The organism is Pseudomonas sp. GW821-FHT11G12, from assembly GCF_058808055.1.
Genome location: NZ_JBXARH010000002.1, coordinates 602152 through 614965, shown reverse-complemented (window position 1 = coordinate 614965; position 12814 = coordinate 602152). Strand labels below are relative to the sequence as shown.

Sequence of the window (12814 nt, the reverse complement as noted above, 5' to 3'; positions counted from 1 at the left end):
CGGTTTTTCAGGTCGATGTATAACGCAAGACACCTCGGTCAGCTCCCTCTCCCTCCGGGAGAGGGCTGGGGTGAGGGCAGCGACCTAAAGACGAACACCCAACTCAGGGATATTCCAAAACCGCTTTTATCTGCCGCAAATTCCGCTCGATCCACCCCCGATCAATCGCCCCCCACTCGCGAATCCGATAGCGCCCCGCATGGTTGCGCGCGCCCTCTTCCTGTTCGAACTCGCAGACGATATCCAGATCCGCCAGCGCCGCGATGGTGTCCTGCGCCGTGCGCCGGGGCATGCCGGTGACCTCGGTCAGCGCCGGCACGCTGCTGGCCAGGCCGCTGTCGATCAGGTACGCCACGTACAAGCGCCGGTAAAAACTGCTCTTGGTCTTGCTCACGTCCATGCATGCACTCCGCTGTTTGATTTTTTATTGCATGTCTCGCCAGGTCAGATAAACCCGCAGGTCGAACTCGATCTGGTGATAGCCCGGCAGCATGTGATCACACAATTTGTAGAACGCCTTGTTGTGATCCGATTCCTTGAAGTGCGCCAGCTCGTGCACCACGATCATCTTCAGAAACTCCGGCGCGGCCTCCTTGAACAGCGAGGCGATACGAATCTCTTTCTTGGCCTTGAGCTTGCCGCCCTGCACCCGAGAAACCGTGGTGTGCAGACCGAGGGCGCGATGGGTCAGATCGAGGCGGTTGTCGAACAAGACCTTGTCGATGGCCGGGGCGTTACGCAGGTATTCCTGTTTCAAATCGAGCGCGTAGCCATACAACGCCTTGTCGCTCTGCACATCGTGGCGGCCCGGATAGCGTTGGCTCAGGTAATCACCGAGGCGATCTTCGGCAATCAATTGGCGCACCTGATCCTGCAATTGCGCGGGATAGGCCTGGAGGTATTTCAACGCAGTCATGGGGCGGCACGGGTCATGAAAAGGCCGCCAGTGTAACGAATTCAACTGGCCAACGCGCTCCAGTCGAACGGCTCGGCAAAGCGCGTCGCGTCCTCGGCGACCAACGGCCGCGCCACCAGGAACCCTTGCACGTACTCGCAACCATGGGCTTGCAGCCATTGGTATTGCTCGACGGTTTCCACGCCTTCGGCAATCACCAGCAAGCCGTATTCCTTGCACAGTTCGATGACGCTGCGCACCAGCGAGGCGTCCCGCGATGAGTCCGGCAATCGGGCGATCAGGTGGCGATCGAGCTTGAGCGTATCCAGCTCCAGGTCGCGCAGATGCGACAGCGAACAGGACCCGGAACCGAAATCATCCAGCGCCACTCGTACCCCGAGATTGCGCAGCAACCGCAGCTGTTTGCGCGTTTCATCGGGATTGACCGTCAGCGCTTCCTCGGTGACTTCCACTTCCATCTGATGCGGCTGCAAACCATGGCGCTCCAGCACCTGACGCAATTCGGTCACCAGATTCGGCAGCCCGAACTGGGTATTGCTCAGGCTCACGCCGAGCACCAGATCCTTGGAAAACTCGGACTCCCAGGCCTTACGCTGCCCGGCGCCGCGATGATAGATCCAGCTGCCGAGCCGGCTGATCAGCGTCGCCTCCTCCAGCAACGGCAGGAACAACCCCGGCGGCACGTCGCCGACGCTCGGATGCTGCCAGCGCAGCAACGCCTCGAAACCGCGAATCCTGCCGTCACCGATCGCCACCTGCGGTTGATACACCAGATTGAAATCACGGTTCTCGATGGCGTTGCGCACGCTCTCTTCCAGCATCAGCCGTGAGCGCGCGCGGCCGTTCATTTCATGATCGTAGAAGCGATATTGCTGACGCCCGGCGCGCTTGGCTTCGTACATGGCAATGTCCGAGGCGCGCATCAAACCGTCGAGGTTGTTGCCGCAATCCGGGTACGTCGCGATGCCGATGCTGGCGCCGAGGGCGATGTCCATGCCTTCGATCTGCTGACAGATCGACACTCGTTCGATGAGCTTCTCGGCGATCTTTGCTGCCTGTTCGGGGAATTCCAGATCCAGCAGCGCGGTGAACTCGTCACCGCCCATCCGCGCCAGAATGTCGAACGGTCGCAGGCAGGCTTTCAGTTGCTCGGAGACCCAGCGCAGCACCCGATCCCCGGCATCATGGCCGAGGGAGTCATTGACCCGTTTGAAGCCATCGAGATCGAGGTACATCAGCACCCAACTGCTGTCCGTGCGCTCGCCGCGCAGCAGCAGGTTCTCAACCGTCTGGTAGAAACCGCGACGATTAAGCAGTCCGGTCAACGGATCGGTGACTGCCTGAAATTCCAACTGCTGATGCAGATGACGCACCACCGACATGTCCAGCACCGTCACCACCATCGCGTGTTGCTCGCTCGGCAACGGCGCGCAGGAGAGTGCCACCGGTACTTGCTGACCCGGCGCGGTTCGCAGCAACGCATCGTGTAAACGCAGCGTCTCGCCACGTTTGTAACTGGCATAAAACTCGGAATCGGCCCACAGCGGAATGTGCGGTTTCTGCAAGTAATCGAGAAACTCCTGCCCCTCCAACTCCTTCACCGGCGCATTCAGCAACCGCGAAATCGCTGGATTGGCGAAGCGGATCAAACCATCCTCGGCCAGCACCAGAATCCCTTCGGCCGCGTTATCCAGCACCGACGCATTGAAGGCCCGCGCCGATTCCAGATCCTGACTCAAGCGCTGCAACGCCCGGCGATTGCGCTGGTGCTCCAGCAACGCCTGGACTTTCGGTTTGAGAATCTGTGGATCGAAGGGTTTGAACAGGTAATCCACCGCGCCACTGGCATAGCCCTTGATCACGGCGTCCTGGGACTGCTCGTTGGCGGTGAGGAAAATGATTGGCGTCAGCCGCGTTCGCTGGCTGCCACGCATCAGACGCGCGACCTCGAAACCGTCCATGCCCGGCATCTGCACATCCAGCAGCACCAGGTCGATGTCGTGTTCGAGCAACAGGCTGAGGGCTTCGAAACCGGAAGCCGCGGTCATCACCTGCCAGTCCTGGCGCTGCAACAACGCGCGCATGCTGATCAGATTTTCAGGGTAGTCATCAACGATCAAAAGGACTGAGCTGCCTTCACCTGGCGTGGGTTGCGCGCATTCCATGCTGCTTCTCTTGTCGGGACATCCAATCGGGACGCGGCCGGTTTCTCGTGAAAACCGTACAGTTACTGAGCCTTCACTCTAGTCCTGGATCCGAAAAAGCAGTAGCTGTCATCAGGCCATCATTTAACCAAACCGGTAAGAAGCCGACTAACGGTCATCGCTGCAGCCCCCGAAAACCGGGAAAGATGGCATTTCGACAGGATGTTGACGCCAATCATCCGCCAGACGGCCGTTAACAAAAAACCCCTCTACGCTTATAAAGGCCGCCCCCAAGAACCGCGAGCTAGAGCTTCTGGCACGCGCGTGCAGGAAAAATAGAGTGGAAGAACCGACATGATCGACCTCGCAACCTGGAACCTCAGCGTTCCCGTTGGCAGCCCGCCCTACACCGTCGAAACCTCCAAACTGGTGAACGGCTTCAAGGATCAGTACTTCCATTCCGACACCGGCACCCTGTTCTTCTGGTCCCCGGTGACCGGCTCGAAAACCGAAAACGCCATCTACCCGCGCACCGAACTGCGCGAAACCTACAGCAACGGCACCCTGCGCAACTGGTATTACCCGGACGCCGACAACCTGCTGCGCGCGACCCTCTCGGTCAACAAGGTGCCCAGCTCCGGCAAGATCGTCATCGGGCAGATTCATGCGTATGAAAGCCAGAAGCCGCTGGTGAAGCTTGAGTATCAGTACAAGACCAAGCTTGAGTCCGGCAACCTGGTGATCAAGGTGCGGATGCACCCGGATGATGACGAAGGCCGGGTGATTACCCTGGCGACCGGGATCAAACTGGATCGCGAGTTCAATTACCTGATTCACCTGAGCCCCGGAGGTGCGCTGGGTATCAGTGCGGCGGGATATCAGTGGGACTCGCAGATCAGCGCCACGTGGCGCAACAAGCCGTTGTACTTCAAGGCAGGCGTGTATGTGCAGGACAACACCGGGTACACCAGCGAGGGTGGGCAGGTCACGTTCAGCAAGCTGGATATCGATCACGATAAATAGCGGCGGCGCGACCGTTTAAGGCTTCTGTTTAAAGGCAGTCCGCGTAACGTCCCGAAGCCTACAACGGCTTGCGTCGCTGCCTACCGGTACGCCAGAATCCGCCGGCTTGTGCGCCTGGAGGGTCATCGGTAGCTTGATCCGGGTCACTGATTCGCAGTGATCGGGTTTAGTAGCCCGAGGGTTCGCGAGGCGTATTTGCACTCCAGAAAGTGAGATATCTCGATATCTGCGCTTGATGGTAGCTGTACGCAGGGCGCTTTCGGGCGCGCCGGTTCGCGTCTCCCCGGTCTACTAACCTGCGTTCAGCTGCCACCCCATCGTTTAGTAGCGATCCGGTGTCGGCTCCATTTCCCGGAGACGAAACATGATTCAATCGACACCTCATCCGCCGGTCACAGACCCGGCCTCCCCTTACGAATCCCTCGATTCCAAAAAACTCAACGAAGCCGCCGAACGCGCCCTCGACCACTACCTCTGCCCCGGCGCCCGCATCATGGCCACTGTCAACGAACCCGACCCCATGTACTTCGCCAACCCCGCCTGCAACACCGAATCCCTGCTGGCCAACGCCAGCGAAACCCTCGGCTCCGCCAGCGAAATGCTCAACAACTTCGCCGCGATACTCCCGACATCCCACCGCAAAACCGCGCTGGGCATCGCACAAGTGGTGATGCTTGGGGAACTGGCGGTGAATCAGGCGCTGGATCACGTCGAGCCGAAGTAATAAGTGCAAAAAGGGGCGAACTCATTGAGTCGCCCCTCTATTACTCTCAGCATTTCCCCAAGCATCTGCGTCCGAATTTTTCATATTCAAAAAAACAAACCAGCTGCCTTTCTTCGCTACTCTTATCCAAATATCAAAAAAAACCAAGAATCATTCCAAATAATTATTAAAAACTGTCATTTATAACAGGTGCTGCAGCTCGAGTTAAAAACTAACATCATGAACAGTACAGGAAGAAGTTCCTAAATTTTAAATATTCCACGAAGACATCAAGGAGAAAGATCATGGGCCAAGTCAATCCGAACGGAACCTATTACGGGCGAGTGTATGATGCCGGCGAGAGTCACAACGCCACTCTCAGCATTATTGTTTCCGACCCGCAAACAGGCAACATTTCACAGGCCACAATGGATTATTACGGACTTACCTTTACCGTTGACGGGAGTTTCGCCTATCAAAATTTATCGGATGAATCCGCTGTGTCCTTCAACCTTCGAGCACAAGCAGGAGCCCCGGAATACAACGTCCTTATTATCAGCATGAGTTCACCTGATAGAAGTTACTCCAATTTGAACGGCACTGTTCGCGTAGATCGTGGAGGACCGAATGTAGGTAAAACATACAACATCACCTTCACTAAATAAAACACAAGAAAACAAACGTGAGACAACAAACGGAGGGACGGATTTATTTATCTGGCCAACGCCAAAGAAACCCTCAGCTTCACCAGCGGAATGCTCAACTACTTCACCGCGATACTGCGCTCACCCCACCGCAAACTGCGCCGGGAATCGCGCAAGTGGTGGTGCTTTGGGAACTGGCGGTGAATCAGATGCGGGATTAGGTCGAGTCAAAAACTTATCAGCAGCAGGCTGAGGTAGCTCATCTACTACAGAACCTAAGCAGTATAAAAGGCTTGAGTATCGTCACGAGAGACGTCTCCTCAAAAAAAGTTATTTCATAAAATTTTCTGAAAGGAATCAATCATGGCATTTCATCAATTTACCTTGGCAACCAACAGCGGCGCAGAAACCATAATCGGCGGCCCGCCATCGTCCGCACAGCCTGGAGCAGCACTCTATATGTGGCACTATGAATTGGCGGGTGTCGTTGCCAGTTGGCGAGTAGTCGCAAGTGCTTATGCCGATGCTAATGGTGCCTTTGCGGCATTTGCGTCTTTACCCTTCAATCCCGACACAAGCCAGTGGGCAGTGACCAATGGAGAGAGTCCTGACGCAGCAGCGGCGGCCACCCCTCAGAACAGTGCTCCTGTCCTCACCCAATTACTTGGAGGAATTTCTTCCATTTTTATCGAAGGAAATGGCACGCCATACAATCGACTTGATGTGCATGAAGCGGGGATCGGGACTTTAATCGGTTCTCTTGGTATTCAACCGGATGGCCGCTTTACCGGTGGGCTGAGCAGTGTACGCCAAGGTCCGATTACAGTTGTTGCCAGAACAAACAATAATGGCGCCACCTCAGGCTGGAGTAACGCATTGTCAACCAACGTTAGTTAAGCGCAGCACTTGTATTAAACAAAAATAAAAAACCCGCCTCACGGCGGGTTTCTTTTAAATCAGCTCAACACCCAGTCTCAATTAACCTTGGCGTTCAACTCACCCTTCAGATAACGCTGATACATGCTTTCCAGCGAGATCGGCTTGATCTTCGAAGCGTTGCCGGCAGTACCGAAGGCTTCGTAACGAGCGATACATACATCGCGCATTGCCTTCACGGTTTCACCGAAGAATTTACGCGGGTCGAATTCGCTCGGGTTGGTGGCCATCAGGCGACGCATGGCGCCGGTGGATGCCAGACGCAGGTCGGTGTCGATGTTGACCTTGCGCACGCCGTGCTTGATGCCTTCGACGATTTCTTCAACCGGTACGCCGTAGGTTTCTTTGATGTCGCCGCCGTACTGGTTGATGATCGCCAGCCACTCTTGTGGCACCGACGAGGAACCGTGCATCACCAGGTGGGTGTTCGGGATGCGTTTGTGGATTTCCTTGATGCGGTCGATCGCCAGCACGTCGCCAGTAGGTGGCTTGGTGAACTTGTAGGCGCCGTGGCTGGTGCCGATGGCGATAGCCAGGGCGTCGACCTGAGTCTTCTTGACGAAGTCAGCGGCTTCTTCCGGGTCGGTCAGCATCTGGCTGTGATCCAGAACGCCTTCGGCGCCGATGCCGTCTTCTTCACCGGCCATGCCGGTTTCCAGCGAACCCAGGCAGCCCAGCTCGCCTTCAACCGAAACGCCGCAGGCGTGAGCCATGGCCACGGTTTGTTGGGTAACACGGACGTTGTATTCGTAGTCGGTCGGCGTCTTGCCGTCTTCGCCGAGGGAGCCGTCCATCATCACCGAGCTGAAGCCCAGCTGGATCGAGCGCTGGCAGACGTCAGGGCTGGTGCCGTGGTCCTGGTGCATGCACACCGGGATGTGCGGGAATTCTTCGATCGCGGCCAGGATCAGGTGACGCAGGAACGGCGCGCCAGCGTATTTGCGAGCGCCGGCCGAAGCCTGAACGATCACCGGGGAGTCAGTCTTGTCAGCGGCTTCCATGATGGCGCGCATCTGCTCAAGGTTGTTGACGTTGAAGGCTGGAACGCCGTAGCCGAATTCGGCTGCGTGGTCCAGCATCTGGCGCATGCTGATAAGTGCCATTGTGTGTGTCTCTCCCGGTTTGGGTCGTTAATCGTGCCAGCCTGCCGGAGCGGCGGCGGCTATTCAAGTGATTGCGGATCGGGGGTCGGCCCCGGCCCGGTGATTCGGTGCAGCAAATTCTGTTTTATTCGGCTTTGCAGCCCCGGCCGATCAAATCATTGGTAGCGACCCAGTAAACCAGGCCTTCATTACCTTTGATGTGAAACGCCAGCATGTCGTCGCTGTACAGCGCGCCCGAGGCGCCCGGCTCTTCTTTCAGGCGATAGACCTGATCGCCACCACCCAGCCGCACATCGACTGCCTTCTGGCCGGCATCGGTGAAGCGCCACAGCACCTTGGCCTGGCTGTCGCAGGTCCAGGTGGTCCAGTTATCCACAGGGGCGGATGACTGGAACGGGTTCCACTGCGCGCAACCACCCAACAATCCCAATGCCGCAACGGCGATCAAGCCTTTCATCCGTGTTCCTCGACCGGCAGCACACGCCACCGGCCCTGAGTTAAAGAGTCAGACCGGTCAAGGACAACCATGTTCCTTGGCCGGGGTTTGCGTCTCGTATTTGTCCAGGCCTTCCGGACCCGAGCGCTTGTTCAGCACCGGGTTGGTTTCGGCCTGCCAGTCGGCCTGGTAGCAGCCTTTCTGTGCCTCGCCGGGTGCCGGTTCCGGCGCAGCCTTCGGGTTACTCCCGCAGGCTGCCAATGTACCGCTCAGCAACAACAGCGCTAACGACTTGACCATCTGAACACTCCTTTGCCTGGCCAAACGGGCGGCCTCAGGCCTTGGCCCGGCTTTCCAGGACTTCAACGGCCGGCAGCACCTTGCCTTCGACGAATTCGAGGAACGCGCCACCGCCGGTGGAAATGTAGGAGATCTTTTCCGCCACGCCATATTTATCGATGGCCGCCAGGGTGTCGCCACCACCGGCAATCGAGAACGCCGCGCTGTCGGCGATGGCCTGGGCCAGCACTTTGGTGCCGTTGCCGAACTGGTCGAATTCGAACACGCCGACCGGGCCGTTCCACAGGATGGTTTTCGACGACTTCAGCAGTTCGGCGAAGTTGGCGGCAGTTTGCGGGCCGATGTCGAGGATCATGTCGTCGGCAGCCACGTCAGCGATCAGTTTCACGGTCGCTTCGGCGCTTTCAGCGAATTCCTTGGCAACCACAACATCAACCGGCAGCGGCACGCTGACCTTGGCGGCGATGGCGCGAGCGGTGTCCAGCAGGTCCGGCTCGTACAGCGACTTGCCGACCGGGTGACCGGCAGCGGCGAGGAAGGTGTTGGCGATGCCGCCGCCGACGATCAGTTGATCGCAGATCTGGCTCAGGCTGTTCAGCACATCGAGTTTGGTCGAGACCTTGGAACCGGCAACGATGGCCGCCATTGGCTTGGCCGGTGCGCCCAGAGCCTTGCCCAGCGCGTCGAGTTCAGCGGCCAGCAGCGGGCCGGCAGCGGCGACTTTGGCGAACTTGGCAACGCCGTGGGTCGAGCCTTCGGCGCGGTGAGCGGTGCCGAAAGCGTCCATCACGAACACGTCGCACAGGGCGGCGTATTGCTGGGCCAGTTCGTCGGCGTTCTTTTTCTCGCCCTTGTTGAAGCGCACGTTTTCGAACAGCACGATGTCGCCGGCCTTGACGTCAACGCCGCCCAGGTAGTCAGCCACCAGCGGCACTTCGCGGCCCAGGGCCTTGCTCAGGTAGTCGGCAACGGGCTTGAGGCTGTTCTCGGCGGAGAACTCGCCTTCGGTCGGACGACCCAGGTGCGAGCAGACCATCACGGCCGCGCCTTTTTCCAGGGCCAGCTTGATGGTCGGCAGCGAAGCCAGGATACGCGCATCGCTGGTGACAACACCGTCCTTGACTGGGACGTTGAGGTCTTCGCGGATCAATACGCGCTTACCTTGCAGATCGAGGTCGGACATCTTCAACACGGTCATGGGTCGCACTTCCTACGGTTTTTTTGAAGTCGCTGTTTGCAGATAGTGTTCTGCAACATCCAGCATTCGGTTGGCAAAACCCCATTCGTTGTCGAACCAGGCCAGGATGTTCACCAGCCGAGGGCCGGAAACGCGGGTCTGACTGGCATCGACGATGGCCGAATGTGGGTCATGGTTGAAATCACAACTTGCGTGAGGCAATTCGGTGTAGGCCAGCAGACCTTTGAGCGGGCCGCTGGTGGCGGCGTCGCGCAGGATCCGGTTGACCTCGCCGGCGTCGGTGTCGCTCGCGGTCTGCATCGTGATGTCGAGGCAGGACACGTTGACCGTCGGCACGCGTACGGCTTTGGCCTGAATTCGCCCGGCAAGTTCCGGCAGCAGACGCTCGATACCGCGCGCCAGACCAGTGGACACCGGGATCACCGACTGGAACGCCGAACGGGTGCGGCGCAGGTCTTCGTGGTGATAGGCGTCGATCACCGGCTGATCATTCATCGCCGAGTGAATCGTGGTGATCGACACGTAATCCAGGCCGACTGCCTGATCCAGCAGACGCAACAGCGGCACGCCGCAATTGGTGGTGCAGGAGGCGTTGGACACCAGCAGTTCGTCACCGGTCAGGCAATCCTGATTGACGCCGTAGACGATGGTGGCGTCGACATCCGCCTCGCTGGCCATCGGCTGCGAGAACAGCACCCGTGGCGCGCCGGCGTCGAGGAAACGCTGGCCGTCTTCGCGGGTGTGGTAGGCGCCGGAGCATTCGAGCACCAGATCGACGCCCAGGGACGCCCAATCGATGCCTTCGGGGGTGGCACTGCGCAGGACCTTCACGCAGTTGCCATTGATATGCAGACAATCGCCGTCGACCTTCACTTCACCGGGAAACCGGCCGTGGGTGGAGTCGAAGCGTGTCAGGTATTCGATGCTGGCCATGTCGGCCAGATCGTTGATCGCGACAATTTCAAACCCGGCCTTCTCGCCTCGCTCGAACAACGCACGCAAGACGCAACGACCAATCCGGCCGTAGCCGTTGAGTGCAACTTTGTAGGGACGCGGTTGAGGCATGGGGTTCTCGATAGTATTCGCTAACAACACAACCCTATGCAGGAGCTGCCGAAGGCTGCGTTCTTTTGATCCTGTTTTTAAGATCAAAAGAACGCAGCCTTCGGCAGCGCCTACAGGGGAACGCGGTGGCCAGGGCCACCGCATTCGTACTGCTTAGTCTTCCAGCAGCTCTTCAGCCTGACCCAGGATGTTTTCCAGGGTGAAGCCGAACTCTTCGAACAGGGCCGGAGCCGGAGCCGATTCGCCGTAGGTGGTCATGCCGATCACGCGACCTTCCAGACCCACGTACTTGAACCAGAAGTCGGCGTGGGCCGCTTCGATCGCGATACGCGCGCCAACCTGCAACGGCAGGACCGATTGCTTGTAGCTGGCGTCCTGAGCGTCGAACAGGCTGGTGCAAGGCATGGAAACCACGCGCACCTTGCGGCCCTGCTCGGTCAGTTTGTCGTAGGCCTGAACAGCCAGGCCGACTTCCGAACCGGTGGCGATCAGGATCAGCTCAGGCTCGCCTGCACAGTCCTTCAGCACGTAGCCACCACGGCTGATGTCGGCGATCTGGCCGGCATCACGGGTTTGGTGCTGCAGGTTCTGACGCGAGAAGATCAGCGCCGACGGGCCGTCTTTGCGTTCCAGAGCGTTTTTCCAGGCCACTGCCGATTCAACGGCATCGGCTGGACGCCAGGTGTCGAGGTTCGGCGTGCTGCGCAGGCTGGTCAGTTGCTCGATCGGCTGGTGCGTCGGGCCGTCTTCGCCCAGACCGATGGAGTCGTGGGTGTAGACATGGATCACACGCTGCTTCATCAGAGCGGACATGCGCACCGCGTTACGGGCGTATTCCATGAACATCAGGAAGGTCGCGCCGTAAGGCACCAGACCGCCGTGCAGGGCAACGCCGTTCATGATCGCGGTCATGCCGAATTCGCGCACGCCGTAGTACATGTAGTTGCCGCTGGCGTCTTCGGCGCTGACGCCTTTGCAGCCTTTCCACAGCGTCAGGTTGGAACCGGCCAGGTCAGCCGAACCACCCAGCACTTCCGGCAGCAGCGGGCCGAACGCGTTCAGGGCATTCTGGCTGGCTTTACGGCTGGCGATGGTTTCGCCCTTGGCCGCGACTTCAGCGATGTAGGCCGAAGCCTTCTCGGAGAAATCAGCCGGCAGCTCGCCGCTCAGACGACGGATCAGTTCGTTGGCTTCGGTCGGGAACGCGGCGGAGTAGGCAGCGAAACGCTGGTCCCACTCGGACTCGACGGCGCGGCCCTTTTCCTTGGCATCCCACTCGGCGTAGATGTCGGCCGGGATTTCGAACGGACCGTGGTTCCAGTTCAGCGCCTGACGGGTCAGGGCGATTTCCGCGTCACCCAGCGGGGCGCCGTGGCAATCTTCTTTGCCCTGCTTGTTCGGCGAACCGAAACCGATGGTGGTCTTGCAGCAGATCAGGGTCGGCAGCGGGCTCTTGCGCGCGGTGTCGATGGCAGTCTTGATCTCTTCCGGATCGTGACCGTCGACGTTGCGGATCACCTGCCAGTTGTAGGCTTCGAAACGCTTCGGCGTGTCATCGGTGAACCAGCCTTCGACTTCGCCGTCGATGGAGATGCCGTTGTCATCGTAGAAGGCGATCAGCTTGCCCAGGCCCAGCGTACCGGCCAGGGAAGCGACTTCGTGGGAAATGCCTTCCATCATGCAGCCATCACCCAGGAACACGTAGGTGTGGTGGTCGACGATGTTGTGGCCAGGACGGTTGAACTGCGCGCCCAGTACCTTTTCAGCCAGAGCGAAGCCCACGGCGTTGGCCAGACCCTGACCCAGCGGGCCGGTGGTGGTTTCAACGCCCGGGGTGTAACCGAATTCCGGGTGGCCCGGGGTGCGGCTGTGCAATTGACGGAACTGTTTCAGGTCGTCGATCGACAGGTCGTAACCGGTCAGGTGCAGCAGCGAGTAGATCAACATCGAGCCGTGGCCGTTGGACAGCACGAAGCGGTCACGGTCAGCGAAGGATGGATTGCTCGGGTTGTGCTTGAGGTAGTCGCGCCAAAGCACTTCGGCGATATCTGCCATACCCATAGGGGCACCGGGATGGCCGCTGTTGGCTTTTTGCACGGCATCCATGCTGAGGGCACGAATGGCGTTGGCACGCTCACGACGGCTAGGCATCGCTGATCTCCTGGGTTTGAATAGATTGAAACGGAAAAAAGGAGGGCATTTTCCCTCACCCGAGCGCCTCGGGGCAATGACAGATAGTCATCCGGAGACGTTTTTCCCATGGATAACATCGGTTTCGGCTGGTGAAACCTTTCCGCTGTTCGTCTGTAGAGTTAACCGGTCAGTGAGAAGTGCAATAAAAAGCGC

The 12814-nt window shown here is 58.8% G+C and carries 13 protein-coding genes; 4 read left to right on the top strand and 9 right to left on the bottom strand.

Annotation, left to right across the window (positions count from 1 at the left end):
• Positions 1-103: 103 nt before the first annotated feature.
• From AC1RR7_RS10610 to AC1RR7_RS10600, 3 genes are read right to left on the bottom strand one after another with little or no spacing between them, the layout of a single operon-like run.
• Positions 104-400 carry a winged helix-turn-helix domain-containing protein gene (locus AC1RR7_RS10610; RefSeq protein WP_007894945.1) on the bottom strand — a complete coding sequence of 99 codons (297 nt, stop codon included), beginning with the start codon at positions 398-400 and terminating at the stop codon, positions 104-106.
• A 24-nt stretch (positions 401-424) separates the two neighbouring features.
• On the bottom strand, positions 425-916 hold the full coding sequence (locus AC1RR7_RS10605) for a YgjP-like metallopeptidase domain-containing protein (protein ID WP_096817726.1): 492 nt from the start codon (positions 914-916) through the stop codon (positions 425-427).
• A gap of 41 nt (positions 917-957) precedes the next feature.
• Entirely contained in the window at positions 958-3081 is a 2124-nt protein-coding gene (locus AC1RR7_RS10600; protein ID WP_096817724.1) for a putative bifunctional diguanylate cyclase/phosphodiesterase, read from the bottom strand.
• A gap of 333 nt (positions 3082-3414) precedes the next feature.
• On the opposite strand from AC1RR7_RS10600, the gene AC1RR7_RS10595 reads away from it, so the two are divergent.
• From AC1RR7_RS10595 to AC1RR7_RS10580, 4 genes are all read left to right on the top strand, one after another.
• Entirely contained in the window at positions 3415-4083 is a 669-nt protein-coding gene (locus AC1RR7_RS10595) for a polysaccharide lyase family 7 protein (RefSeq protein WP_192559187.1), read from the top strand.
• 364 nt (positions 4084-4447) lie between these two features.
• On the top strand, positions 4448-4807 hold the full coding sequence (locus AC1RR7_RS10590; protein ID WP_493157340.1) for a DUF6124 family protein: 360 nt from the start codon (positions 4448-4450) through the stop codon (positions 4805-4807).
• A gap of 284 nt (positions 4808-5091) precedes the next feature.
• Positions 5092-5451: a hypothetical protein gene (locus AC1RR7_RS10585; RefSeq protein ID WP_493157338.1), complete on the top strand. Its 360-nt coding sequence runs from the start codon at positions 5092-5094 to the stop codon at positions 5449-5451.
• 342 nt (positions 5452-5793) lie between these two features.
• Entirely contained in the window at positions 5794-6327 is a 534-nt protein-coding gene (locus tag AC1RR7_RS10580) for a hypothetical protein (protein WP_493157336.1), read from the top strand.
• Positions 6328-6404: 77 nt separating this feature from the next.
• On the opposite strand, the gene fba is transcribed toward AC1RR7_RS10580, so the two are convergent.
• The 6 genes from fba to tkt all read right to left on the bottom strand — a co-directional run bounded on the left by fba (position 6405) and on the right by tkt (position 12619).
• Complete coding sequence (fba, locus tag AC1RR7_RS10575; protein WP_007959708.1) at positions 6405-7469, bottom strand: class II fructose-bisphosphate aldolase; 1065 nt, start codon at positions 7467-7469, stop codon at positions 6405-6407.
• Positions 7470-7593: 124 nt separating this feature from the next.
• A complete protein-coding gene (locus AC1RR7_RS10570) occupies positions 7594-7926 on the bottom strand; it encodes an MliC family protein (protein WP_096817719.1) in 333 nt (110 codons plus the stop codon).
• Between the two features lie 57 nt (positions 7927-7983).
• Positions 7984-8205: a hypothetical protein gene (locus tag AC1RR7_RS10565; protein ID WP_493157334.1), complete on the bottom strand. Its 222-nt coding sequence runs from the start codon at positions 8203-8205 to the stop codon at positions 7984-7986.
• Between the two features lie 34 nt (positions 8206-8239).
• Entirely contained in the window at positions 8240-9403 is a 1164-nt protein-coding gene (locus AC1RR7_RS10560; protein WP_102619725.1) for a phosphoglycerate kinase, read from the bottom strand.
• Between the two features lie 12 nt (positions 9404-9415).
• The gene (gene epd / locus AC1RR7_RS10555) at positions 9416-10468 is read right to left on the bottom strand and encodes an erythrose-4-phosphate dehydrogenase (RefSeq protein ID WP_096817715.1); all 1053 of its coding nucleotides are present in this window, start codon (positions 10466-10468) and stop codon (positions 9416-9418) included.
• Positions 10469-10621: 153 nt separating this feature from the next.
• Positions 10622-12619, bottom strand: coding sequence for a transketolase (gene tkt, locus AC1RR7_RS10550; RefSeq protein ID WP_192559190.1), 1998 nt, complete (start codon positions 12617-12619; stop codon positions 10622-10624).
• Between the last annotated feature and the right edge of the window lie 195 nt (positions 12620-12814).

Excerpts from the sequence above, each read along its gene's own strand:
- AC1RR7_RS10610 (WP_007894945.1), bottom strand. The coding sequence starts at position 400 with ATGGACGTGAGCAAGACCAAGAGCAGTTTTTACCGGCGCTTGTACGTG.
- AC1RR7_RS10605 (WP_096817726.1), bottom strand. The coding sequence starts at position 916 with ATGACTGCGTTGAAATACCTCCAGGCCTATCCCGCGCAATTGCAGGAT.
- AC1RR7_RS10600 (WP_096817724.1), bottom strand. The coding sequence starts at position 3,081 with ATGGAATGCGCGCAACCCACGCCAGGTGAAGGCAGCTCAGTCCTTTTG.
- AC1RR7_RS10595 (WP_192559187.1), top strand. The coding sequence starts at position 3,415 with ATGATCGACCTCGCAACCTGGAACCTCAGCGTTCCCGTTGGCAGCCCG.
- AC1RR7_RS10590 (WP_493157340.1), top strand. The coding sequence starts at position 4,448 with ATGATTCAATCGACACCTCATCCGCCGGTCACAGACCCGGCCTCCCCT.
- AC1RR7_RS10585 (WP_493157338.1), top strand. The coding sequence starts at position 5,092 with ATGGGCCAAGTCAATCCGAACGGAACCTATTACGGGCGAGTGTATGAT.
- AC1RR7_RS10580 (WP_493157336.1), top strand. The coding sequence starts at position 5,794 with ATGGCATTTCATCAATTTACCTTGGCAACCAACAGCGGCGCAGAAACC.
- fba (WP_007959708.1), bottom strand. The coding sequence starts at position 7,469 with ATGGCACTTATCAGCATGCGCCAGATGCTGGACCACGCAGCCGAATTC.
- AC1RR7_RS10570 (WP_096817719.1), bottom strand. The coding sequence starts at position 7,926 with ATGAAAGGCTTGATCGCCGTTGCGGCATTGGGATTGTTGGGTGGTTGC.
- AC1RR7_RS10565 (WP_493157334.1), bottom strand. The coding sequence starts at position 8,205 with ATGGTCAAGTCGTTAGCGCTGTTGTTGCTGAGCGGTACATTGGCAGCC.
- AC1RR7_RS10560 (WP_102619725.1), bottom strand. The coding sequence starts at position 9,403 with ATGACCGTGTTGAAGATGTCCGACCTCGATCTGCAAGGTAAGCGCGTA.
- epd (WP_096817715.1), bottom strand. The coding sequence starts at position 10,468 with ATGCCTCAACCGCGTCCCTACAAAGTTGCACTCAACGGCTACGGCCGG.
- tkt (WP_192559190.1), bottom strand. The coding sequence starts at position 12,619 with ATGCCTAGCCGTCGTGAGCGTGCCAACGCCATTCGTGCCCTCAGCATG.